Origin of the sequence: Microbacterium sp. CFBP9023 (assembly GCF_034045055.1) — a bacterium.
Taxonomy (GTDB): Bacteria; Actinomycetota; Actinomycetes; order Actinomycetales; family Microbacteriaceae; genus Microbacterium.
In genome coordinates, this window is sequence record NZ_JAXCWI010000001.1 from 1,695,720 (window position 1) to 1,717,867 (window position 22,148).

General features: G+C 68.9%; 22 protein-coding genes. 16 read left to right on the forward strand and 6 right to left on the reverse strand.

From position 1 onward, the window contains the following. Positions 1 to 59: 59 nt before the first annotated feature. Positions 60 to 995, reverse strand: coding sequence for a DMT family transporter (locus tag SOM10_RS08285; protein WP_320489451.1), 936 nt, complete (start codon positions 993 to 995; stop codon positions 60 to 62). A gap of 210 nt (positions 996 to 1,205) precedes the next feature. Between SOM10_RS08285 and SOM10_RS08290 the strand changes: the two genes are divergently transcribed. The 9 genes from SOM10_RS08290 to SOM10_RS08330 all read left to right on the forward strand — a co-directional run bounded on the left by SOM10_RS08290 (position 1,206) and on the right by SOM10_RS08330 (position 10,476). Beyond that, positions 1,206 to 2,492, forward strand: a complete 1,287-nt coding sequence (locus SOM10_RS08290; protein WP_320489453.1) for an adenylosuccinate synthase — start codon at positions 1,206 to 1,208, stop codon at positions 2,490 to 2,492. Positions 2,493 to 2,499: 7 nt separating this feature from the next. Beyond that, a complete protein-coding gene (locus SOM10_RS08295) occupies positions 2,500 to 3,609 on the forward strand; it encodes a lactonase family protein (RefSeq protein WP_320489454.1) in 1,110 nt (369 codons plus the stop codon). Positions 3,610 to 3,666: 57 nt separating this feature from the next. Further along, complete coding sequence (locus tag SOM10_RS08300) at positions 3,667 to 5,049, forward strand: MFS transporter (RefSeq protein ID WP_320489456.1); 1,383 nt, start codon at positions 3,667 to 3,669, stop codon at positions 5,047 to 5,049. A gap of 111 nt (positions 5,050 to 5,160) precedes the next feature. After that, on the forward strand, positions 5,161 to 6,594 hold the full coding sequence (locus tag SOM10_RS08305; RefSeq protein ID WP_320489458.1) for an NAD(P)/FAD-dependent oxidoreductase: 1,434 nt from the start codon (positions 5,161 to 5,163) through the stop codon (positions 6,592 to 6,594). A 199-nt stretch (positions 6,595 to 6,793) separates the two neighbouring features. Then, entirely contained in the window at positions 6,794 to 7,096 is a 303-nt protein-coding gene (locus tag SOM10_RS08310) for a DUF427 domain-containing protein (protein WP_056275888.1), read from the forward strand. A gap of 68 nt (positions 7,097 to 7,164) precedes the next feature. Further along, positions 7,165 to 8,052 carry an ABC transporter ATP-binding protein gene (locus SOM10_RS08315; protein ID WP_053098339.1) on the forward strand — a complete coding sequence of 296 codons (888 nt, stop codon included), beginning with the start codon at positions 7,165 to 7,167 and terminating at the stop codon, positions 8,050 to 8,052. Continuing rightward, complete coding sequence (locus tag SOM10_RS08320; RefSeq protein WP_320489459.1) at positions 8,049 to 8,729, forward strand: ABC transporter permease; 681 nt, start codon at positions 8,049 to 8,051, stop codon at positions 8,727 to 8,729. Before SOM10_RS08315 ends, SOM10_RS08320 begins: the two co-directional genes overlap by 4 nt. Beyond that, positions 8,726 to 9,454 (forward strand): ABC transporter permease, encoded by a 729-nt coding sequence (locus SOM10_RS08325; protein WP_053099329.1) that lies wholly within the window; start codon positions 8,726 to 8,728, stop codon positions 9,452 to 9,454. Before SOM10_RS08320 ends, SOM10_RS08325 begins: the two co-directional genes overlap by 4 nt. A gap of 98 nt (positions 9,455 to 9,552) precedes the next feature. Next, positions 9,553 to 10,476, forward strand: a complete 924-nt coding sequence (locus SOM10_RS08330; RefSeq protein WP_056275893.1) for an ABC transporter substrate-binding protein — start codon at positions 9,553 to 9,555, stop codon at positions 10,474 to 10,476. Positions 10,477 to 10,543: 67 nt separating this feature from the next. On the opposite strand, the gene SOM10_RS08335 is transcribed toward SOM10_RS08330, so the two are convergent. Then, a complete protein-coding gene (locus SOM10_RS08335) occupies positions 10,544 to 11,821 on the reverse strand; it encodes an AI-2E family transporter (RefSeq protein WP_320489462.1) in 1,278 nt (425 codons plus the stop codon). A 95-nt stretch (positions 11,822 to 11,916) separates the two neighbouring features. Here SOM10_RS08335 and SOM10_RS08340 point away from each other — a divergent pair, with 95 nt between their 5' ends. Continuing rightward, positions 11,917 to 12,216: a chorismate mutase gene (locus SOM10_RS08340; protein WP_053098343.1), complete on the forward strand. Its 300-nt coding sequence runs from the start codon at positions 11,917 to 11,919 to the stop codon at positions 12,214 to 12,216. A 138-nt stretch (positions 12,217 to 12,354) separates the two neighbouring features. After that, entirely contained in the window at positions 12,355 to 13,521 is a 1,167-nt protein-coding gene (locus SOM10_RS08345) for an ROK family protein (protein WP_320489464.1), read from the forward strand. 43 nt (positions 13,522 to 13,564) lie between these two features. On the opposite strand, the gene SOM10_RS08350 is transcribed toward SOM10_RS08345, so the two are convergent. After that, positions 13,565 to 14,041 (reverse strand): hypothetical protein, encoded by a 477-nt coding sequence (locus SOM10_RS08350; protein WP_053098345.1) that lies wholly within the window; start codon positions 14,039 to 14,041, stop codon positions 13,565 to 13,567. Between the two features lie 112 nt (positions 14,042 to 14,153). Here SOM10_RS08350 and SOM10_RS08355 point away from each other — a divergent pair, with 112 nt between their 5' ends. Further along, positions 14,154 to 14,888, forward strand: coding sequence for an SDR family NAD(P)-dependent oxidoreductase (locus tag SOM10_RS08355; RefSeq protein WP_320489466.1), 735 nt, complete (start codon positions 14,154 to 14,156; stop codon positions 14,886 to 14,888). A 96-nt stretch (positions 14,889 to 14,984) separates the two neighbouring features. Here SOM10_RS08355 and SOM10_RS08360 read toward each other — a convergent pair whose 3' ends face one another. From SOM10_RS08360 to SOM10_RS08370, 3 genes are read right to left on the reverse strand one after another with little or no spacing between them, the layout of a single operon-like run. Beyond that, the gene (locus SOM10_RS08360) at positions 14,985 to 15,905 is read right to left on the reverse strand and encodes a carbohydrate ABC transporter permease (RefSeq protein ID WP_320489468.1); all 921 of its coding nucleotides are present in this window, start codon (positions 15,903 to 15,905) and stop codon (positions 14,985 to 14,987) included. Between the two features lie 2 nt (positions 15,906 to 15,907). After that, a complete protein-coding gene (locus SOM10_RS08365) occupies positions 15,908 to 16,882 on the reverse strand; it encodes a carbohydrate ABC transporter permease (RefSeq protein WP_053098347.1) in 975 nt (324 codons plus the stop codon). Between the two features lie 30 nt (positions 16,883 to 16,912). Continuing rightward, entirely contained in the window at positions 16,913 to 18,157 is a 1,245-nt protein-coding gene (locus tag SOM10_RS08370; protein WP_056275906.1) for an extracellular solute-binding protein, read from the reverse strand. A 288-nt stretch (positions 18,158 to 18,445) separates the two neighbouring features. Here SOM10_RS08370 and SOM10_RS08375 point away from each other — a divergent pair, with 288 nt between their 5' ends. The 4 genes from SOM10_RS08375 to SOM10_RS08390 are packed head-to-tail and all read left to right on the forward strand — an operon-like array spanning position 18,446 to position 22,148. Continuing rightward, positions 18,446 to 19,342 (forward strand): sugar isomerase, encoded by an 897-nt coding sequence (locus SOM10_RS08375; protein ID WP_320489471.1) that lies wholly within the window; start codon positions 18,446 to 18,448, stop codon positions 19,340 to 19,342. Positions 19,343 to 19,366: 24 nt separating this feature from the next. Next, entirely contained in the window at positions 19,367 to 20,359 is a 993-nt protein-coding gene (locus SOM10_RS08380; protein WP_320489472.1) for an ROK family protein, read from the forward strand. Continuing rightward, positions 20,356 to 21,297 carry a 1-phosphofructokinase family hexose kinase gene (locus tag SOM10_RS08385; protein ID WP_320489473.1) on the forward strand — a complete coding sequence of 314 codons (942 nt, stop codon included), beginning with the start codon at positions 20,356 to 20,358 and terminating at the stop codon, positions 21,295 to 21,297. Before SOM10_RS08380 ends, SOM10_RS08385 begins: the two co-directional genes overlap by 4 nt. Continuing rightward, a complete protein-coding gene (locus SOM10_RS08390) occupies positions 21,294 to 22,148 on the forward strand; it encodes a class II fructose-bisphosphate aldolase (RefSeq protein WP_320489474.1) in 855 nt (284 codons plus the stop codon). The genes SOM10_RS08385 and SOM10_RS08390 overlap by 4 nt, the downstream gene beginning before the upstream one ends.

Below are 22,148 nucleotides of genomic sequence, written 5' to 3' on the forward strand. Positions count from 1 at the left end.
CTCCGCGCACACTTTATCGGTCAGTATGCCGGTTGACGCTAGACCTCGATGCCGTCACGTCACGCGGCGCGGCGTCCCCACTTCATCCGTGTCACGAGCACCCCGAGCAGGCACAGTGCACCGCCGACGAACATGAGCGGGGTCGGCACCTCACCGAGGATGGCCCACGACATGAGGATCGCGATCGCGGGCACGACATAGGTCGTCGCCGACGTCTGGCCGGCCGTGCTGCGCTGCAGGACGTACGCCCAGGTGGTGAACGCGACCGCCGTCGGGAAGATGCCGAGATACACCACCCACAGCGTCGAGCCGAGCGGGGCCGTCTGCAGTGCTCCGACCAGGCTGCCTGCCCACGGGAGCAGCGCGACCGTGCCGGCCACCGCGCCGAGGAACGTCAGCGTGGTCGCGTCGGACCCCGCGCTGAGCAGATGCTTCTGCAGCAGAGTGCATCCGGCGTACATCACGGCCGCGAGCAGCGCGAGCAGCAGCCCGGTGATGTCGGGACCCTCGCTCGTCGACGAGTTCATGCCGATCAGGACGACACCGAGGAAGGCGATCGGCGCGCCGATGATCAGCGGCTTCGGAAAGCCTTCACGCAGGAAGAGCCCGCTGAAGACCACCACCATGAGCGGCGCGAGGTTGACCACCATCGCGGCCGTGCCCGCATCGAGCGTGCGCTCGGCGGCATTGAGGGCCAGGTTGTAGACGCAGAACCACCCGACGCCCCAGACCGCGACGAGCCACCAGTTCCTCCGGTCGGGAAGACGGATGCCGTGGCGCACCGCGATGATCGCGAGCACGGCGCTTCCTACAGCCATGCGCAGCAGCGCCAGCGCGCCCGGGTCGAAGTGCGGACCGGCGCCGCGGATGCCGATGAACGCCGAGGCCCACAGCACCACCGTCACCAGTGCGGCGACAAGCACGAGCGGACCCTGTGGGCGGGGCTTCGCGGGGTTCAGGCTGTCGTCGCGGCGCACGCGACCGGTCTTCGGCATCCTTCGATCCTGGCACCGGTCACCGACATCGGCGATGCGCCCGAGCGACAGCATCCGCTCGTTTTCCGCCACGGGTCGCTGCAGTCCGTTCGAGAGCGTTCGCCGCCCACAGCCCGGAAGGTCGGCGAACGACCTTCGATAGGATGGAGCCGCCCGAAGAGGGCCAGCTCATCAGCCGGTGCAAACCCGGCGAAAGCAAGGGGGATACCCATGCCAGGAATCGTTATCGTCGGCGTCCAGTGGGGCGATGAGGGCAAGGGCAAGGCCACCGACCTGCTCGGCGAGCGCACCGACTGGGTCGTCAAGTTCAACGGCGGCAACAACGCGGGCCACACCGTCGTGGTCGGCAATGAGAAGTACGCACTGCACCTGCTGCCGTCCGGCATCCTGTCGCCGGGCGTCACGCCGGTGATCGGCAACGGCGTTGTGATCGACCTCGAGGTGCTCTTCAGCGAGCTCGAGGCGCTCGGCGGCCGCGGCATCGACGTCTCCCGTCTGAAGGTGAGCGCCAACGCGCACATCATCACCCAGTACCACCGCACTCTCGACAAGGTCACCGAGCGCTTCCTCGGCAAGCGCATGATCGGCACGACCGGCCGTGGCATCGGCCCGGCCTACGCCGACAAGATCAACCGCGTCGGCATCCGCGTGCAGGACCTCTTCGACGAGAACATCCTGCGCCAGAAGGTCGAAGGCGCCCTCGACCAGAAGAACCACCTGCTGGTGAAGATCTTCAACCGTCGCGCGATCACCGCCGACGAGGTCGTCGACGACCTGCTCTCGTACGCCGAGCGCCTGCGGCCGATGGTCGCCGACACGGGATACCTGCTCGACGAGGCCCTGCGCCGCGACGAGGTGGTCGTGTTCGAGGGCGGTCAGGCCACCATGCTCGACGTCGACCACGGCACCTACCCGTTCGTCACGTCGTCGTCGGCCACGGCGGGCGGCGCGTCCACCGGATCGGGCGTCGGCCCCGGAGCGCTCGACCGCATCGTCGGCATCGTGAAGGCCTACACGACCCGTGTCGGCTCCGGTCCGTTCCCCACCGAGCTGTTCGACGAGCAGGGCGAGTGGCTGCGGTCACGCGGCTTCGAGTTCGGCACCACCACGGGCCGTCCGCGCCGGGTCGGCTGGTACGACGCCCCGATCACCCGCTACGCGACGCGTGTGAACGGCATCACCGATCTCGTCCTCACCAAGCTCGACATCCTCACCGGACTCGAGCAGATCCCCGTCTGCGTCGCATACGACGTCGACGGTCGGCGCTTCGACGAGGTGCCGGTCAACCAGACCGACTTCCACCACGCGACGCCGATCCTCGAGTACTTCCCGGGGTGGAGCGAGGACATCTCGACGGCACGCACGTTCGACGACCTGCCGAAGAACGCGCAGGACTACGTCATCGCGCTCGAGGGCATGAGCAACACGCGCATCTCCGTCATCGGCGTCGGCCCCGAGCGCGACCAGGTCATCGTGCGTCACGACCTGCTCGACTGAGGCTGACATGACCCGGTTCTGGCTCGGCGGGTACGGACCCGCGATGGACGGCTCGGCCGACGGCATCGGCCTGCTCGCGGGCGACGAGAGCGCGCCCACCGCACTCGAGTATCGGGGAGCGGTCACGCAGACCCCCTCCCCGTCGTGGTTGGCGCAGCATCCGTCGCTCGACGTCGTCTACGCGGCGCTCGAAGGGGATGCCGGAGTGCAGGCGTTCGCGCGCAGCGGCGACTCGACGCTGAAGCCGCTCGGTGAGCCGGTCGCCGCGGGCGACGGCGTCTGCCACGTGGCGGTCTCGTCGAGCGGATCGTTCCTCGTCGCGAGCTGCTACGGCGACGGCCGGGTCGTCCGCATCGGCATCGACGCGCAGGGCCGCCTGGTGCCGGATGCCGTGAACAAGGCAGCCGAGCTGCGTGCCGCTCTCCTCGGCGAGCCGCTCGAGGCGGCGCCTCCGGCGGGAGTCGCGGCCGCGGCATCCGATCCGTATCCCAGCGAGCTCACCGCGTCGGGCGAGGAGCGCGCATCGCACGCGCACTCGGCAGCCTTCCTCGCCGACGGACGCATCGCGACCACCGATCTCGGCTTCGACCTGGTGCGGATCTGGCGACCCACCGGGGGAGGACTGGTGCTCGATCACGAGGTCGTGCTGCCCGTCGGCACCGGCCCCCGGCATATGGTCGTGCACCCCAGCGGCCACCTGCACGTGGTGACCGAGTACTCGTGCGAGGTGTTCACTCTCGGCGCCGGGCGCGACGGCACGTGGGCTGTCGTGTCGTCGGTGCTCGCGAGCCCGATCGCCGAGATCGGCGTGGACTTCCCCGCCGAACTCGCCCGCAGCCGTGACGCGCAGTTCCTCTACACGGCCCTGCGTGGCAGCAACACGATCGCCGCGCTCCGTGTGCGCGGGGGAGGCGAGGCTCTCGAGTCGATCGCCCTCGCCGACTCGGGCGTGGACTGGCCGCGTCATCACGTCGTGCACGAGGGCAAGCTGCTGGTCGCGGGGCAGCGCTCCGACACCGTCGCGCTGATCGACCTCGACGAGCGCACGGGCGCGCCGCTCGGCATCCGCCACCTCGCGCAGGCCCCGGCGCCGACGCACATCCTGCCGGTTCGCTGACGCGCCCGCCGTTCGCGGCTTGACCTCAACCATTGTTGAGGTTTTACGGTCGAGCCTATGACTATCGACACGGGTGCGGTTCCGACCGCCAACGCCCGCACCGGCATCCTGAGCGGCACCTACGCATGGATCACGATCGGCGCGTGCGCGCTCGTGTTCCTCGGAGCGTTCGAGTCCCTGGCCGTCACGACGGTCATGCCGGCGGTGAGCGCCGACCTCGCCGGCGAGCGCCTCTACGCCCTCGCGTTCGCGGGTCCGCTCGCGACCGGTGTGATCGGCATGGCGGTCGCGGGCAACTGGGCGGATCGCCGCGGACCTGTTGCCCCCCTCTACGCGTCGGTGGCGCTGTTCGTCCTCGGTCTGGTCGTCGCCGGACTCGCGCCGAGCATGGAGGTGCTCGTCGCGGGACGCTTCGCACAGGGGCTCGGCAACGGCGGCCTCATGGTGGCGCTCTATGTGGTCGTCGCCCGCGTGTATCCACGCGAGCTGCATCCGGCGATCTTCGCGGGGTTCGCCGCAGCCTGGGTCGTGCCCTCGCTCATCGGGCCGACCGTGGCGGGTGCCGTCACCGAACTGTGGAGCTGGCACTGGGTCTTCCTCGGCGTCGTGTTCCTCGTGGTGCCGGCGCTGCTCATGGTCGTCCCCGCGCTCCGGGGCCTCTCCGGCGACGGCGACGGCGACGGCGATGCGACGACGCCATGGGCCTTCGGGCGGATCGGATGGTCGGTGCTCGCGGCGGTCGCCGTGCTCGCGCTGAATCTGGTGGGCGATGTGCCGGGAGCGGGTCCTGTTCTCGCGGCCGTCGCGGTCGTCGTGGCGCTCGTCGCGGTTCGTGCGCTGTTGCCCGCGGGAACCCTCCGCGCCCGGCGCGGCCTTCCCTCCGTGCTCCTCGTGCGAGGGCTCGCCGCCGCCGGATTCTTCGGCGCTCAGGTCTACATCCCCTACCTGCTGACCGACCGCTACGCGGTGTCGCCGACCATCGCGGGGCTCTCCCTCACCGGCGGGGCGCTGGCGTGGTCGGCGGCCGCCACCCTTCAGGGACGCTTGGGCGTCCGGCTCTCGAGTGCGGTGGCCGTGCGGGTCGGCACGGTCTTGGTCGTCGCAGGCGTCCTGCTGGCGCTCGTCGCCGCGGTGCTCGCCGCGCCGGTCGCCGTGATCATCGTCGCCTGGATCGTCGCCGGTGCGGGCATGGGGCTCATGAGCCCACGGACCAGCGCGCTGACGCTCGAGATGTCGGCACCCGAGAACCAGGGCTTCAACAGCTCGGCGATGACCGTCGCCGACTCGTTCGGCAGCGCGCTCGCGCTCGCGATCGCCGGGGTGCTGTTCACCGGCATCGCGGGGGTGGGCGACCCGTTCGTCGCGGTGTTCGCTTTCGCGGGGATCATCGCGCTCGCCGCGGCGGTGCTCGCTCCTCGGGTGGCGCCTCGGGGTGCCTGACCGGACGTTCACAACTCAGGTCGCAACGCGCCCGACGGCGCGTCGCGGAACAACCACCCCGTGACTCGACGTTGGACTTGAGCAAGACTGGGCGACGGAGAGGTGCACCCCATGACTGCTGAGAAGACCGACGACTACGACCTGATCGTGCTGGGCGGCGGGCCGGTGGGCGAGAACGTCGCCGACCGCGCCGTGCAGAACGGACTGACCGCGATCATCGTCGAGAGCGAGCTGGTCGGCGGTGAGTGCTCGTACTGGGCATGCATGCCGTCGAAGGCGCTGCTGCGTCCGGCCCAGGCGCTGCGAGCGGCGCAGAAGGTCAAGGGCTCGGCCGAGGCGGTGACGGGGTCGCTCGACGTGCGAGCGGTGTTCGACCGCCGCGACTCGTTCACGAGCAACTGGTCGGATGACGGGCAGGTGAAGTGGCTCGACTCCGCCGGCATCGACCTCGCCCGCGGGCACGGTCGTGTGACGGGTGAGCGCGAGGTGACGGTGACGGAGGCCGACGGCGGCACCCGCGTGCTCCGCGCCCGCCACGCCGTCGCGATCAGCACCGGATCGGATGCCGTGATCCCGCCCATCGAGGGCCTGCGCGACTCGTCCCCCTGGACCAGCCGCGAGGCGACCAGCGCAGAGGAGCTGCCCGAGTCGCTGGCCGTGATCGGCGGCGGGGTCGTGGCGGTCGAGATGGCCACGGCTTATGCGGCCCTCGGTTCGACGGTGACGATCATCGCCCGCAGCGGTCTGCTGGGTTCGATGGAGCCGTTCGCCGGGGAGCGCGTCGCGGCCGGGCTGAAGGAGCTCGGTGTCGACGTCCGCACCGACACCGGCACGACCAGCGTGACGCGAGGTGACGGGGGAGTCGAGATCGTGCTCGACGACGGGTCGACGGTCACCGCTGCCGAGGTCCTCGTGGCGACCGGGCGGTCTCCTCGCAGCGGCGACATCGGCCTCGACGTCGCCGGTCTCGAGCCCGGTCGCTGGATCACGGTCGACGACACGCTGCGTGTTCCCGGATCCGACTGGCTCTATGCGGTCGGCGATGTGAACGGTCGTGTGCTGCTCACGCACCAGGGCAAGTATCAGGCGCGAGCAGCGGGCGACGTGATCGCGGCGCGCGCCAAGGGCGAGGACGTCGACGATGCGGCCTGGGGTCGTCACGTCGCCACCGCGGACAGCGCGGGCGCCCCTCAGGTGACCTTCTCGTTCCCCGAGGTCGCCTCGGTCGGGCATACCGAGGCAGAGGCCCGCAAGGCCGGAACCGACGTCGCCGTCGTCGATTACGACCTGGGTGCTGTCGCCGGCGCGAGTCTCTATGAGGACGGCTTCGAGGGGCAGGCCCGCCTCGTGATCGACAAGGAGCGCGACGTGATCATCGGAGCGACCTTCGTCGGCCCCGAGGTCGCCGAGCTCGTGCAGACGGCCACGGTCGCGATCGTCGGCGAGGTGCCGATCGCCCGCCTGTGGCACGCCGTTCCGGCGTACCCGACGATCAGCGAGATCTGGCTGCGGCTGCTCGAGTCCTACGGGAGGGACTCGGCCTGAGCGCATCGGACGGATGCCGACGACGGACGCCGCGCGGCCCATCCGTTTCGGCATCCGCTCCGAACAACCGACGAGAGACTGGCGCGATCGGCGCGCCCGGAGCAGGATTGTTTCCCACATTGACGACCTCCGGCACAACCCCCGGCCGAATGTCGCACACCTCTTATACGCTCGAACACACATCCGAGGAGGCAGGACCATGAAGGCTGTACTCGCAGGAACCGTCATCGCCGAAGCCGACGAGAGCGATCTCGCGCGCATCGAGGGAAACTGGTATTTCCCGCCGGCATCCATCACAGAGGGCGTGCTCGTCGAGAGCCCCACTCCGTACACATGCCCGTGGAAGGGCGCCGCCCAGTACTTCTCCGTCCAGGCCGGTGGCGAGCTGCACACCGACTACGCCTGGTCGTATCCGACGCCGTATCCGAGCGCCTTCGACCGTGTGGGCAAGGACTTCTCGGGCTTCGTCGCCTTCGACCCGCGGGTCGAGGTCTCTGCATGACCTCTGTATGCCGCAGTCGAGGTGCTGATGCGCGCCTCGTCGATCGATCGACCGGAGAGTAGTAAATCGTGATCGAGTTCCGCAACGTCACCAAGCAGTTCCCCGATGGCACGACCGCCGTGAAGGACTTCAGCCTGGTGCTGCCGTCCCGCAAGACGACGGTGTTCGTCGGATCCTCGGGATGCGGCAAGACCACTCTGCTGCGCATGATCAACCGCATGGTCGAGCCGACCTCGGGCGAGGTCGAGATCGACGGCGAGAGCGTGCTCGGCGGCGACCCCGTCGCCCTGCGCCGCCGCATCGGCTACGTCATGCAGAACTCCGGCCTGATGCCGCACTTCACGGTGATCGACAACGTCGCCACCGTGCTGCGTCTGACCGGCGTGAAGAAGGGGCCGGCGCACGAGCGCGCGCGTGAGCTGCTCAAGACGGTCGGTCTCGACCAGTCACTCGCCGACCGGTATCCCAGTCAGCTCTCGGGCGGTCAGCAGCAGCGTGTGGGTGTGGCCCGCGGTCTTGCGGCGGATCCGAACATCCTGCTGATGGACGAGCCCTTCGGCGCCGTCGACCCGATCGTGCGCGCCGACCTGCAGCAGGAGACGCTGCGGTTGCAGCACGAACTCGACAAGACCGTCGTGTTCGTCACCCACGACATCGACGAGGCCTTCCTGCTCGGCGATCAGGTCGTGATCCTCGACAAGGGTGCGCGCATCGTGCAGGTGGGCAGCCCGAGCGAGATCATCGAGAACCCGGCAGACGACTTCGTCGCCTCGTTCATCGGAGCCGACCGTGGGCGTCGGGCCCTGCACCTCAAAGAGACCCCTCACGGCACCGTCGTGGTCGACTCCGAGGGGCGCACGCAGGGTGCGATCGTCGCGGCGGCCGAGACGTCCGACGGCCCTCTGGCGGGGCCGGATGCCGCCGCCCTCGGCGCTGTGCAGGGCGAGGGCGCGTGAACTGGGTCACCGACAACCTCGGGTTGATCCTCGATCTGACTCTGGTGCATCTGCGTCAGAGCATCATCCCGATCGTGCTCGGTTTCGTGCTGTCGCTCCCGCTCGGCTGGGTCGCGTGGCGTTTCCGCCTGGTGCGCGGCCCGATCATCGTGCTCACCGGTCTGCTCTACACGATCCCGTCGCTCGCGCTGCTCATCCTGCTGCCCTCGGTCGCCGGGTATTCGGCCCGGAGCGAGTCGAATCTCGTCATCGCGCTCACGATCTATGCGATCGCGATCCTGGTGCGCGCGGTCTCCGACGGTCTCGATTCGGTCGATGACGATGTGCGCCAGGCGGCGACGGCGACGGGCTTCGCCGCCTTCCGCAGATTCTGGGCGGTGGAGTTCCCGCTCGCCGGTCCGGTGATCCTCGCCGGACTCCGCGTGACGGCCGTCAGCACCATCTCGCTCGCCACGGTCGGCATCCTGATCGGCGTGACCAACCTCGGCTACCTGTTCACGAACGGCCTCGACCGGCGCATCATCGCCGAGGTGTTCGCGGGCGTCGTCGCCGTGGTCATCATCGCCCTCGTGATCGATCTGATCCTGCTGCTGATCGGTCGCGCGCTGATGCCGTGGACTCGCGCCGCCTCGAAGAAGGTCGCGTCTCGCCCGATCGCGCTGGGGGCCCCGGCATGAATCTCTTCGCCGAGGCCTTCGCCTGGATGCTCGCTCCCGAGCAGTGGACGGGAAACTACGCGCTGCCCAAGCTGCTGGCCGAGCATCTCGCCCTGACGGTGATCTCGGTGCTGATCGCCGCGGTGATCGCGGTGCCGATCGGCTGGCTGATCGGCCACACGGGCAAGGGGCGCGAGGTCGCGGTCGCGATCTCCGGCGCGGCGCGAGCGATTCCCGCGTTCGGCCTGATGATCCTGCTCGTCCTCCTGCTCGGCGTGCTGCGTGTGCCGCAGGCGGCCATCATCACCTTCGTTCTGCTCGCGATCCCCTCGCTGCTCGCCGGCGCGTATACGGGGCTCGAGGCGATCGATCGCCGCGTGATCGATTCGGCCAAGGCGATGGGCATGACCGGCTGGCAGATCTTCTGGAAGGTCGAGGTGCCGCTCGGACTGCCTCTGCTCGTCGGCGGCCTCCGCTCAGCCCTGCTTCAGGTCATCGCGACCGTCACGATCGCCGCCTACGTGAATCTCGGCGGCCTCGGCTGGCCGATCATCCAGGGCATTCCCCTGCAGAAGTTCGATCAGGTGCTGGCCGGGGCGATCCTCGTGGCCACGCTGGCGCTGCTCGTCGACCTGATCCTCGCCGCAGCCCAGCACGCCGCGGTGCCGGCGGGGCTCCGTGCCGGCCGTCCCACCCGTCGCCGGTCGCGCGACCTCGCTCCCGCCGCGGCTCCGGCCACGGCCTGATCGCGCACCGGCTCCTCCGTCCCTACCGCGCAGTTCCACACAGCAGCAGTTCCGCACAGCAGCAGTCCCCCACAGCAGTTCCAGAAAAGAGGAAGTCCATGTTCACAGCACGAGGCAAGCGCTCTGTCTTCGCCGTCGGTCTTGTCGCCGCGGCTGCACTCGCCCTGTCCGCCTGCTCGTCGAGCAACCCGCTCGACGAGCCGTCCGACTCCGGTGAGAGCTCGGGCAGCGGCGACACGATCGTCGTCGGCTCGCAGGCGTACTACTCCAACGAGATCATCGCCGAGATCTACGCCCAGGCGCTCGAGGCCGCCGGCTTCGACGTCGAGAAGCAGCTCAGCATCGGCCAGCGTGACGCGTACATGCCGGATGTCGAGTCGGGTGACATCGACGTCTTCCCCGAGTACACGGGCAGCCTGCTCGAGTACATCTCGGATGACGAGGTCGACGTCACGAGCCCTGACGACGTCTACGCGGCGCTGCAGGAGGCCCTTCCCGAGAGCCTGACCGCTCTCGACTTCGCCGAGGCGACCGATCAGGACTCCTACACGGTGCTGAAGAGCTTCGCCGAGGAGAACGACCTGAAGACGATCGGCGACCTCTCGAAGGTGACCTCCGAGGTGACGATCGGTGCGGCTCCGGAGTTCGAGCAGCGTCCGTACAGCCCGGCCAAGGCCAAAGAGGTCTACGGCGTCGACCTGACGTTCTCGGCCACCGGCCCGACCACGCTCGAGTCGCTGCTCGCCGGCCAGATCCAGGTCGCCGACATCTACACCGCCGACCCGGCTTTCGAGACCGAGGAGATCGTCGCTCTCGAAGACCCCGAGAACCTGATCATCTCGTCGAACGTCGTGCCGATCGTCTCGAGCGACATCGCCGACGACGTCTCCGATGTCCTCAACGCCATCAGCGCCAAGCTGACCGGCGAGGAGCTCGTCGCCCTCAACGTGCTCAGCACGGTCGAGGAGCAGTCCTCCGCGGACATCGCGAAGAAGTGGCTCGCTGACAACGACCTGGTCTGACCCGAGTCGTCCTCACAGAAGTGCCCGGCCCTTCAGGGGGCCGGGCACTTCTGCGTCCAGGGACTGCCTAGACCCTGGCGTCCTGCCGGGGTATCAGCACCTGTTTGATCACGATGAGGATGGATGCCGCGACCGGCACCGCCACGAGAGCGCCGAGCAGGCCGAGCAGCGTGCCGCCGGCGAGGGCGCCGATCACGACGAGGGCACCCGGAACGGCGACGGCCTTGTTCATGACGCGCGGGGTGATGACGTAGGCCTCGATCTGCATGTACACGACGTAGATGAGAGCGAAGATGAGTGCCGCGATCGGGTCGCTGAACAGCGCGATGCCGGTGCCGATGATCCAGAAGATCACAGAGCCCACGAGCGGGATCAGGGTGATGCAGAAGGCGACCGTCGCCATCAGCGGTGGGAACGGCAGCCCGAGGAACACGTACAGCAGGAACGTGAGCACGGCGTTGCAGAACGCGAGCACGACCATTCCCATCACGTAGGCGCCCACGGAATCGGTGATCTGCTCGGTGATGTCGCTTGCGCGAGCGCGGTCACGTGCGGGAGCGAGGCGGAGCATCCCCGACTTGATCGACGGCAGCGTCGCGACGAAGTAGAGCGTGAGCACGAGCACCACGATGATGCCCGAGATGGCGTTGGCGATCGAGGCGCCGACCTGCAGCGCTCCTCCGCCGATCGCGGCGATGTTTCCCGGGTCGGTGAGGAACCTCTGCACATCGGCGACGAGGTCCTGGAACTGGTCGCCGAACTGGGCGTCGAGCGTCGCGTAGATGTCGCTGCGGGTGAACTCCTGGATCATCCCCGGCACCGACCGCACGAAGCTCGCGACCTGGTCGATCACGACCGGCAGCACCATCCACACGACGAGACCTGCCACGATCACGAGCCCGAGGATCGCGACGACCACCGAGATGGCGCGAGACAGCCCGCGCCGCTCGAGGAAGCGCACGGTGGGGTCGAGGCCCAGGGCGGCGAACAGTGCCAGGGCGATGTAGATGAGCACGGTCGACAGGTTCGCGACGGCCAGACCGAGCACGATGGCGGCGAGGCCGCCGATCGTCACCAGGAATCCGAACACGAAAGGCCGGTCGATGCGCGTCCAGAACGAGCGGCTCGGAGTCATCGGCTCGACGACCCCGTGACGAACTGCCGGCGACGTCTTCGGCGTGGGCGGGGAGATCGCCGGAACGGTGGTGTCTCCTGCAGGGGAGCTCGCGGACCCCGGGGTGTCGGCGGATGCTTCGGTGATCGACGCTGCGACGTCGGGTGCCGAGGAGGGTTCGGATGCGACAGCAGACGCGCTCTTCGACGGGTCCTGCTCTTCTCGGCTCATGTGCTCACGATAGCGGCCGAGCGCGGGTCCATCCGGGAGGCATCCCCCCTTCAGGGTGGGGTCGTTCTGCCGCGTGTTTCCGTAGAGTAGGGGGCATGACCGCCGCCGAAGACCCCCGAGCTGAACTCCTCCGACTGCGTTCGAGCATCGACAACATCGACGCCGCACTCATCTTCATGCTCGCCGAGCGCTTCCGCGCCACGCAGCAGGTCGGTCAGCTCAAAGCCGAGCACGAGATGCCGGCATCCGATCCGGGTCGCGAGGAGCAGCAGGTCGCGCGGCTCAAGGCACTCGCCGAGCAGGCGCATCTCGATCCGGAGTTCGCCGAGAAGTGGTTCAACTTCGTCGTGGCCGAAGTGATCCGCCATCACACCGAAGCCGCCGAAGGACGATGATCCGGCCTTCCGAGCGAGTGACAGTGTGTGCAGCACTCACTCGCCCGGGGACCGAACTAAGTTTATTGAATAAACTATGACCGAGGGTACGCAGAACCACCAGGTCTGTCAACTGATTCCTGCACCGGGACCGGCACCATGCTGAACGGCGATGACGCACTCGACACCCAGGCCTCGGTCCGCCGCGCGAACCTGCGCCGGGCGCTGCAGTTGGTCTTCCGCAACCCGGGCTCCGAGACCCGGGCGGGGATCGCCCGAGCCACCGGCCTGACCGCGGCGACGGCCTCGTCGCTGGTCGCCGAGCTCATCGAGCTGCAGCTGGTCGTCGACGGCGAGCAGGCCGCCAGCACGGGCGGCAAACGCGCGACCACGCTGAGCATCGAGGCCGAGCATCACGTCATCCTGGTGCTCGTGATCCGACCGACCGATGCGCGCATCGCTCTGGTCGCGCTCGACGGCACCGAGGTCGAGACGCGGCGAGTCGCGTTCTCCGATGAATCACGGGTGCGAATGCTCGACGCTGCGCTGACGGAGATCGCCGCCGAGTACGCCGGACGGCTGCTCGTCGCCGGCGTGCAGCTTCCCGGAACGACAGACGGCCGCCGCGTGTTCGAGAGCGTGCAGCTCGGATGGACCGACGTGCCGCTCGCCGAGCGCTTCGAGCGCCTGCTCTCGGTTCCCGTCCTTCTCGTGAACGACGTCGATGCCGAGGCGATCGCCGAAGCGGCCCGAGAGGATGAGTCGTCCGGATACCGGCTGTTCATCCACATCGGCACCGGGATCGGTGCGGCGGTGACTCTCGACGGCGAACTCGCACCGGGCCCGCGCGATCGCGCGGGCGAGATCGGTCACGTCCAGGTGCAGTTCGGCGAAAATGCGCGCGCGTGTCGCTGCGGACGCCAGGGATGCCTGGAATCGGCGTCGTCGATGACGGCGATGCTGGGCGATGACTTCGATGACGCCATGGATGACGAGGCGATCACCGCGCTGGCCGCGTCAGCGGATGAAGAGAAGCTGGCTGAGGGCGCACGCGCACTCGCGCGCACCATCAAGCTCATCGCCGCAGTGCTCGACGCGGCAGAGGTCGTGATCGGGGGGCCGGCGCGCGCGCTCGGAGACCCGTTCCTCGGCCTCGTGCAGGCGGAGATCGACTACACGGCGACGGGCACCGCGAACGTTCCGGTGCGTTTCGCGGATGCCGACGCGTCGATCTCGACGGGGGTCGCACAGGTGGCGCTGTCGAGCGCGCTCGGGGTCCGCTGGAGTCCCGCGCAGCTGCGCGCGGCATCCGTTCCGGCATCCTGATTCGCGGATCGGCAACGACGCATCGGAGGATGCGGGATCCCGCTCAGCGCGAGGCGATCCCGACGAGGGCGGCGACGAGCCCGGCGATCACCAGGACGACGATCGCGAGGATGTGCACCACCTTGCCCACGACGAGCATCGGCAGGTCGGGTCCGTCGTACGACGCGGGATTGAAGAGCGTGCCGCGTGCGCGGAAGCTCCAGCGCATGCCGAACCCGATGCGCCGCAGCGCGTGCGACGGTGCGGCGAACGTCTGCCCGCGCTCTTCGCGTGATGCCTTCCACGCAGCCTGCACGGCATACCAGGCGATGACGAAGAACGGCATCGCGAGAGACACGGCCCAGGCGATGAGCGCGACGCCGATCACGGTGCCCATCCCGGGGTCGAGCTCACGGATGAAGAACAGCCCGAGAGCCGCGAGTCCGACGGCCACGGGCACCAGCACCACGCCCCACCCCCACCCGGGGTGAGCGTCTTCCGTCGGCCGCCTTTCGACGCGCCCCGCATCCTGCCAGGTCATGTGATCCCCCCGTCTCACCGCGCCGGATGGCGGAGTCGACCGTGCCAGAGTACCGGGAGCGGTCGGTTCCTGTCGGTGGAGAGGATGCTGAGCATCGCGAGAGGATGGGGTCATGACACGCATCCTCGTCACGGGCTCCACGGACGGTCTCGGCCGCGCGACGGCCGCCGCACTTCTCGACCAGGGCCATCGGGTGATCGTCCACGCGCGCAGCGCGGATCGAGCAGCCGCCGTCTCCTCGTTGACGGATCGCGGTGCCGATCTCGTCATCGCCGACCTCACGGATCGCCGTGCCCTCAGGGATGTCGCCGACGAGCTGAACGGGGGCTCGGAGGTCGACGCGGTCATCCACAACGCCGGTGTCATCTCGGGGTCCGGCATCCTGCCCGTCAACGTGGTCAGTCCCTACCTGCTCACCGCGCTGCTGCGCACGCCCACACGTCACGTCTACCTCAGCAGCGGGATGCATCGCGGCGGCTCGACCGATCTCACGGAGCTCGACTGGGACGGCTCGCGGACGACGGCCAGCTATTCCGATAGCAAGCTGTTCGTCACGGCTCTGTCGGCGGCGGTCGCCCGACGGTGGGCGCCTCGCGTCGCGGCCGACTCGGTCGATCCTGGATGGGTGCCGACGAAGATGGGCGGTGCCGGCGCCCCCGACGACTTCGATCTCGGGCATGAGACGCAGGAGCGCCTCGCGACCGAGCCGCGTCTCGACGTCACCGGCGGATACTGGCACCACGGCGAGCGGCGCACACCCCACCCGGCCGTCGACGACACATCCTTCCAGGAGCGGCTCCTCGCGGCCCTCGCTGACGCGACCGGGGTCGAGCTGCCTGCGCGGTAGGCGTCAGAGTCGAGGTTCCCGTCGCAGTTCGTGCCGCTCGCGGGTGCGTCCGGCGGCACGAACTGCGAACCGGACGCCCCGCGACGGGCCCGAGGTCTACTTGACGCTGCCGGCGGTCAGGCCGCCGACGAGGCGCTTCTCGATGAGCATGAACAGGATGACGACGGGCAGGATCGCGACGATCGAGACGCCGAACACGTACTGCCAGCTCGTCTCGTACTGACCGACGAACTTGGTCAATGCGACCGAGAGCGGCTGGTTCTTGTCGGTCGAGAGGATGACGAGCGATGCGGCGAACTCGTTCCAGCAGGCGACGAACGTGAAGACGATGGCCGTCACGATGCCCGGCCAGACGAGCGGCAGGTTGATCTTGAACAGCACGGTGAAGCGCCCCGCGCCGTCGATCTGGGCGGCCTCGTCGATCTCCTTCGGGATGCCCGCGAAGAACGAGTGCATGATCCACACCGCGAACGACAGGTTGAACGCGGCGTTGATGAAGATCATCGCCGCCCACGTGTCGCTGAGTCCGAGCACCGTGAACTGGCGGAACAGGCCCGAGGTGAGCACGGCCGGCTGCAGCATCTGCGTCACGATCACCAGGAACAGGAAGACCATGCGCCCGGGGAACTTGAAGCGGGCGGTGTAGTAGGCCGCGGGCAGCGAGACCATCAGCACGAGCAGCGTCGCGAACACGGCGATGATGATCGTCGAGATGAGGTTGTAGGGCAGCGGCGTCTCGGGGGTCGACCACATCGAGATGTAGTTCTCCCAGTGCCACTCGATCGGCAGGTACGTCGGGTCGACCGAGCGGATCTGCGACTTCGTCTTCACGGAGCCGAAGAACATGATCAGGTACGGCAGCACGAAGATCGCGAGCACCAGGATGCCGGCGGCCATGCGCAGGATGACGCGGGGCAGCGTGACCTGGTCCTCGGTGTAGCGGCGCTTGCGTCCGGGGATACGAGGGGCGGCGTCATCGCCCGCGGTGGTGACGAGGGCGGTCTCGGTCAGGGTCATGATCAGACCTCCTTCATGGGCTTGACGGCCTTGACGTAGATCGCGACGATCACGATCACGATGAGGAAGGCGACGACCGACAGTGCGCTCGCGACGTCGACCTTCTTCTGCAGCTCGATGTACTTGAAGATCATCGTCATGATCGTGTCGGCGCCGTATCCGGGGATCGACCCGGTCATCACCTTGAGGATCGGCAGCGAGTTGAAGACGTTGATGATGTTGATGAGGATCGCGACGGCCAGGGCGCTGCGCAGCTGGGGCACGACGACCGTCCAGTAGGTGCGGGTCGCGCCGGCGCCGTCCATCTTCGCGGCCTCGAGGGTGTCGGCCGGAACCGTCTGGAGGCCCGCGAGGATCGTGTAGGTCGTGAACGGCAGCGAGACGAAGATCGCGATCACGATCGACCAGGCGAAGGCGGTGGCCGGGTTCTTGGTCCAGCCGTAGCCGACCGCGTCGTCTGCGAGCCCGATGTCGTAGAGGAACTTGTTGAAGACGCCGAAGTACGGCTCGAGGCTGTAGTAGAAGACCATCGTCGTCATCACGACGGATGCCGCCCACGGCACGATCACGGCCATGCGGACGATCTGGCGACCGGGGAAGGCCTTGTTGAGGATCTGCGCGAGCCCGAGCGAGATCATCACGGTGAAGGTCACCACCGCGACGACCCAGATGATCGTGCGGAACATGATCGGCCAGAACTCGGCGAACGTGAACACGGTCACGAAGTTGTCGAAGCCGACCGAGCCCTTGTCGAGGCCCGAGAGCGAGATGTCACGGGTGGAGTTGAAGAACATCACCCCGGCGGGGAACAGGACCACGCCGATGATGAGGAGCAGGGCGGGCGCGATCCAGGGCAGCGCCTGGAGCAGGTCCTTCCCTCCCGGCTTGCCGCGGGCGGCGCCCGATCGGCGGCCCGGGGTGCGGGGGCGGCCGGTGGCCGCCCCCGCGAGGTTCGAGGATTCTTTCGTCTGGCTCATGGGATACCCGAACCTCTCCGTCTGCGGGGCTCAGCCCGCGTCGACCTGTGCCTGGATCTCGGCCAGGACGTCCTGGGCCGGCTTCGACTGCAGCTGGCCGAACAGCGACTTGAAGGCGCCGTCGGTGGCCGACCACTTCTCGTTCGTCGACGGGTAGAACTGCGCGTCGGGCAGGACCTCGAGGAACGGCGCGAGCGCCTCCTCACCGGCGAGCTGCTCGGCACCGGACTTGGTGACGGGCAGGAAGCCCTCTGCCTGCACCCACGGCACGTACACGTCTGCCGAGTAGTAGTAGTCGAAGAAGGCGGTGATCGCCTCCTGCTTGTCGCCGTCGTTCTGGAAGGCCATCAGCTGGTCCATGACGCCGAGGGTGAAGGGCGAGCCGTCCTTCGTCGGGATCGGGACGATCGAGTAGTCGAGCTCGGGGTTGCCCTCTTCGATCTGGCCGACCGTCGGCGGCAGGCCGACCTGCATGCCGATCTTGCCCTGGATGAAGATGTCCATCAGGGGCGAGCGCTGCGTCGAGCCGGGGTCGGCCTGCGTCGCACCGGCGTCGATCATCTTCTTGATCTGCTCGGCACCTTCGAGGTTCTCGGGGGTGTCGATCGTGATCTCGGACGCGTCGCCGAACGATCCGCCGCCGCCCCACAGCCACACGGCCGCTTCGGCCTGAGCCTCTTCGGAGCCGAGGGGCATGCCGTAGCCGGCCACGCCGCCACCGAGTGCCGACACCTTGGTCGCAGCGTCGAGCAGCTCGTCCCAGGTCGTCGGAGCCTCGACGCCGGCCTGCTCGAGCAGCGCGTTGTTGACGAACAGCGCACGGGCCGATGCGATCAGCGGCAGGGCGTAGGCCGTGCCGTCGACCTCGGCGTTCGCGAGGAACGCGTCCTGGAAGTCGGAGTAGGTCTCCTCCGAGACGACGTCTTCGACCGGGTAGAGCAGTTCGTCGCCGACGAATCCGGCGAACGGACCGCCGTTGTAGATGTCGGGAGCCTCGCCGGCCTGGATCTTGGTGGAGACGACCTTCTCGAGGTTGTCCCACGACTGCACCTCGAGGTCGACCGTGATGTCAGGGTTCTCCTTCTCGAAACCCTCGATCACGTCTTCCCACAGGCCCTTGGTGGCGTCGGAGTAGCTGGGGACCAGAAGGTTGAGCGTCGTCTCGCCCTCGGCGTCTCCGCCGCCTCCTGTCGAGCCGCCGAACCCGCACGAAGCGAGCGTGAGCGTGGCGGTGGCCGCAAGAGCGACAGCACCGAATCGCAGTGACTTCTTCATGTGTATTGCATTCCTCACTGTGTAGGTGGTGCACAGTCGCAAGCACAGCACGCGACGGTGCGTGTGATCGCCTCCCCCGGTGGCGGGACGATCGGTTCAAGCCGGGTCGGCTCGAGGAACCCTCCATGGACCGGATCTCCGGAGGGGCGGTGGAACTTGTTCGATTATTTGTCAGGAGAATAAACAAATCAAGAGGAACCTTGCAACGATTCCTAATGTCGACATACTATGATCGAATAAGCCGCTAAACAATCACAAACTTGCAACATCTGGTCCGGAGGGCCCGACATGACCGAACTTCTGCCCGGCGCACACATGCGCGAAGAACTGAATTCGCAGCCCGAGACCTGGGCCCGCGCGGCGGATCTCCGCGACGCGCAGGCGCTGCTCCCGGCATCCGGAGCCCGCATCGCCGTCGTCGGCTGCGGAACCTCGTGGTTCATGGCGCAGTCCTACGCGTTCCTCCGCGAGACCGCGGGCCAGGGCGAGACCGATGCGTTCGCCGCATCCGAGTCGTTCGTCGACCGCGGCTACGACGCGGTCGTCGCACTGACGCGTTCGGGCACGACGACCGAGGTGCTCGAGCTGGTCGAGCGCATCAAGGGCCGCGTGCCCACGATCGGCGTGATCGGCGACGAGACATCGCCGCTCGTCTCGCTCGTCGACGATGCCGTGCTGCTGCCCTTCGCCGATGAGAAGTCGGTCGTGCAGACCCGTTTCGCGACCACGGCCCTCGCGCTCTTCCGTGCCTCGCTGGGTGAGGACCTCACCGGCGCGATCGCCGATGCGGCCGCCGTGCTCACGGCGGACTACGACGACGAGCTCCGCGACGCCGAGCAGTACTCGTTCCTCGGCCGTGGGTGGACGGTCGGCCTCGCGCACGAGGCCGCGCTGAAGATGCGCGAGTCGTCGCAGTCGTGGACCGAGTCGTACCCGTCGATGGAGTACCGCCACGGTCCGATCGCGATCGCCGCCCCCGGCCGCGTCACCTGGCAGTTCGGCGAGGCGCCCGAAGGCCTGGCCGCGCAGGTCGAGGCCACCGGAGCCCGCTTCGTGCAGCATCCGGTCGACCCGCTCGCCGACCTCGTGCGCCTGCACCGCGTCGCCCTCGACAGGGCCGTCGCCCGCGGGCTCGACCCCGATCAGCCGCGCAACCTCACGCGATCCGTCATCCTGGATGCATGACCCGACCCACCAGCGGAGCGATCGATGACCAGCACTGAGGATGCCGCGAGCATCGCCGACGTCGTGAGCGACGCGTCGGGCGAGCGGCTCGCCGCCGCGCGCCCGCTCGGTCACGGCGCGCCGGTGCTGGCGTTCGACGTGGGCGGCACCGACATCAAGTCGGCGCTGTTCGATGCCGACGGCACGGCTCTCGGCCTCCGCCGCACGCCGACCCCCGTCGCCGAGGGCGACCGCACGGAGGTGCTGATCGAGCGCCTGGGCGTGCTCGCCGCTGAACTGCGGGCCGACCACCCAGGTGTCGTGCCGCAGGCGGCAGGACTCGTGGTGCCGGGGATCGTCGACGCGGAGGCCGGCCTCGGCGTCTTCGCGAGCAATCTCGGCTGGCGGAACTCGCCGCTGCGCGACCTCGCGTCGGAGAAGCTCGGTCTGCCCGTCGCGTTCGATCACGACGTGCGGGCGGCGAGCTGGGCCGAGCACCGCCTCGGCGGCGCCCGCGCCTACTCGAACTCCGTCGTGCTGGTCATCGGCACGGGCATCGCGGGTGCCCTGTTGGTGGGCGGCGAGCCGTACACCGCCGGCGGTTACGCGGGCGAGATCGGCCACTCGCCGATCGCCGACGGACCGGTGTGCGCGTGCGGTGCGCGCGGGTGCCTCGAGGTCGTCGCGTCTGCCGGCGCCATCGCTCGCCGCTATCGCGAGGCGACCGGAATCAGCCCTGACGGCGCGAAGGACGTGATCGCCCGCGCGGCGGCCGGCGACCGCGTCGCCTCCGAGATCTGGAACTCGGCGCTCGACGCCCTCGCCCTGTCCCTCGCGCAGCTCACCGCCGTCATCGCCCCCGAGGCGATCGTGATCGGTGGTGGACTCTCCCGCGCCGGGGGAGCGCTCTTCGACGAGCTGCGGGCACGACTGGCGGAGCGTCTGAGCTTCCATCGCCTTCCTGAGCTCGTGCCGGCGGAGCTGTCGGGCAATGCCGGCATCCTGGGCGCGGCGCTGCGCGCGAGGGAGCTGGCATGATCCTCACCGTCACCCCGAACCCCGCGCTCGACCTCACCTGGCACGTCGAGCGACTGACCCTCGGCGAGACCCACCGAGCGGATGCCGGTGCGGTGCGTGCCGGCGGCAAAGGCCTGAACGTCGCCCGGGTCGCCCACGCGCAGGGCGCCTCGGTGCTCGCCGTGTCGACGGCCGGCGGTCGCAGCGGTGTCGAGCTCGCCGCAGAGCTCGGGGCCAGCGGCGTGCCCCATCGCCTGGTCACCGTGGTCGGAGCCACGCGGCAGAGCATCGCGCTGGTCGACGAGACCCTCGGCGACACGACGATCGTGAACGAGCGGGGCGTGAACCCCTCCGACCCCGAGTGGGCTGCGATGCTGGGCGAGGTCGTCGATGCGCTTCCCGGCGCGCGCGTGCTCGTGATCTCGGGCAGCCTGCCGCCCGGTGCTCCTGAGACGCTGCTTCCGCTGCTGATCGGCACGGCGCGGGACGCCGGTGTGCCCGTGATCGTCGACACCTCGGGACCCGCTCTGCTGCACGCCGCGGATGCCGGAGCATCCGTCCTCAAGCCCAACGCGGCCGAGCTCGTCGAGGCTACCGGCATCAGCGACCCGGTCGACGGCGCGCGTTCGCTGATCGAGCGCGGCGTCGACCTCGTGCTGCTGTCGCTCGGCGCCGAGGGCATGCTCGCCGTCACGGCCTCCGACGTGCTGCATGCGCGCCTCGATGCCCCGCTGGCCGGCAACCCGACCGGTGCGGGCGACGCGGGAGTGGCCGCGTGCGCCGTGCTCTACGCCGACGGCATCCGGGATCCCGCAACGATTCTGCGACGCGCCACCGCGTGGTCGGCCGCCGCCGTGCTCATGCCGCTCGCCGGCGAGATCTCCGACGACTGGGCGGCGCTCGAGGAGCGCCTCGTCGTCACCCCCTACGATTCCCCCGTTCGAGAGGACCCTCTGTGACCCTGGTCTCCGCCCGAGAGCTCGTGACGGATGCCGCAGCCCGCGGCGCCGGCATCGGCGCCTTCAACGTGATCCACCTCGAGACCGCCGAGGGGCTCGTACGCGCCTCTGCCGACGCCGGACTGCCCGTGATCCTGCAGATCTCGCAGAACTGCGCCGACTACCACGGCGGCCTCGAGCCGATCGCTCTGGCGACGCTCGCCGTCGCGCGGCGCGCGCAGACCCCGGTCGCGGTGCACCTGGATCACGCCGAGCGCCCCGAGCTCGTCGACGAGGCCATCGCGCTGGGCTTCGGCTCGGTCATGTTCGACGGCGGTGCGCTGCCGTACGACGAGAACGTGGCGCTGACCGCTGCCGTCGCCGAGCGGGCGCACGCGGCAGGCGTCTACGTCGAGGGCGAGCTGGGCGAGGTCGGCGGCAAGGACGGCGCCCACGCCCCCGGTGTGCGCACCGACCCCGACGAGTCCCGCGCGTTCGTCGCAGCGACCGGCGTCGACGCGCTCGCCGTCGCCGTGGGGTCGTCGCACGCCATGACGGACCGCACGGCATCCCTCGACCTCGCTCTCATCGCACGCCTGCGCGAAGCCCTCCCCGTTCCCCTGGTGCTGCACGGATCATCGGGAGTCTCGGACGCCGTGATCGCCGACGCCGTGCGCGCGGGCATGACGAAGATCAACGTCTCGACGCACCTGAACGGGTTCTTCACCCGCGCGATCCGCGCGACCCTCGACACCGATGAGAGGCTCGTCGACTCGCGCAAGTACCTCACCCCTGCGCGCGATGCGCTCGCCGGGGAGGCGACGCGGATGCTGCGCCTGTTCGCCCTCGAGTCCACCGAGGTGGCGGGGTGA

Excerpts from the sequence above, each read along its gene's own strand:
- SOM10_RS08285 (WP_320489451.1), bottom strand. The coding sequence starts at position 995 with ATGCCGAAGACCGGTCGCGTGCGCCGCGACGACAGCCTGAACCCCGCG.
- SOM10_RS08290 (WP_320489453.1), top strand. The coding sequence starts at position 1,206 with ATGCCAGGAATCGTTATCGTCGGCGTCCAGTGGGGCGATGAGGGCAAG.
- SOM10_RS08295 (WP_320489454.1), top strand. The coding sequence starts at position 2,500 with ATGACCCGGTTCTGGCTCGGCGGGTACGGACCCGCGATGGACGGCTCG.
- SOM10_RS08300 (WP_320489456.1), top strand. The coding sequence starts at position 3,667 with ATGACTATCGACACGGGTGCGGTTCCGACCGCCAACGCCCGCACCGGC.
- SOM10_RS08305 (WP_320489458.1), top strand. The coding sequence starts at position 5,161 with ATGACTGCTGAGAAGACCGACGACTACGACCTGATCGTGCTGGGCGGC.
- SOM10_RS08310 (WP_056275888.1), top strand. The coding sequence starts at position 6,794 with ATGAAGGCTGTACTCGCAGGAACCGTCATCGCCGAAGCCGACGAGAGC.
- SOM10_RS08325 (WP_053099329.1), top strand. The coding sequence starts at position 8,726 with ATGAATCTCTTCGCCGAGGCCTTCGCCTGGATGCTCGCTCCCGAGCAG.
- SOM10_RS08330 (WP_056275893.1), top strand. The coding sequence starts at position 9,553 with ATGTTCACAGCACGAGGCAAGCGCTCTGTCTTCGCCGTCGGTCTTGTC.
- SOM10_RS08335 (WP_320489462.1), bottom strand. The coding sequence starts at position 11,821 with ATGAGCCGAGAAGAGCAGGACCCGTCGAAGAGCGCGTCTGCTGTCGCA.
- SOM10_RS08340 (WP_053098343.1), top strand. The coding sequence starts at position 11,917 with ATGACCGCCGCCGAAGACCCCCGAGCTGAACTCCTCCGACTGCGTTCG.
- SOM10_RS08345 (WP_320489464.1), top strand. The coding sequence starts at position 12,355 with ATGCTGAACGGCGATGACGCACTCGACACCCAGGCCTCGGTCCGCCGC.
- SOM10_RS08350 (WP_053098345.1), bottom strand. The coding sequence starts at position 14,041 with ATGACCTGGCAGGATGCGGGGCGCGTCGAAAGGCGGCCGACGGAAGAC.
- SOM10_RS08355 (WP_320489466.1), top strand. The coding sequence starts at position 14,154 with ATGACACGCATCCTCGTCACGGGCTCCACGGACGGTCTCGGCCGCGCG.
- SOM10_RS08360 (WP_320489468.1), bottom strand. The coding sequence starts at position 15,905 with ATGACCCTGACCGAGACCGCCCTCGTCACCACCGCGGGCGATGACGCC.
- SOM10_RS08365 (WP_053098347.1), bottom strand. The coding sequence starts at position 16,882 with ATGAGCCAGACGAAAGAATCCTCGAACCTCGCGGGGGCGGCCACCGGC.
- SOM10_RS08370 (WP_056275906.1), bottom strand. The coding sequence starts at position 18,157 with ATGAAGAAGTCACTGCGATTCGGTGCTGTCGCTCTTGCGGCCACCGCC.
- SOM10_RS08375 (WP_320489471.1), top strand. The coding sequence starts at position 18,446 with ATGACCGAACTTCTGCCCGGCGCACACATGCGCGAAGAACTGAATTCG.
- SOM10_RS08380 (WP_320489472.1), top strand. The coding sequence starts at position 19,367 with ATGACCAGCACTGAGGATGCCGCGAGCATCGCCGACGTCGTGAGCGAC.
- SOM10_RS08385 (WP_320489473.1), top strand. The coding sequence starts at position 20,356 with ATGATCCTCACCGTCACCCCGAACCCCGCGCTCGACCTCACCTGGCAC.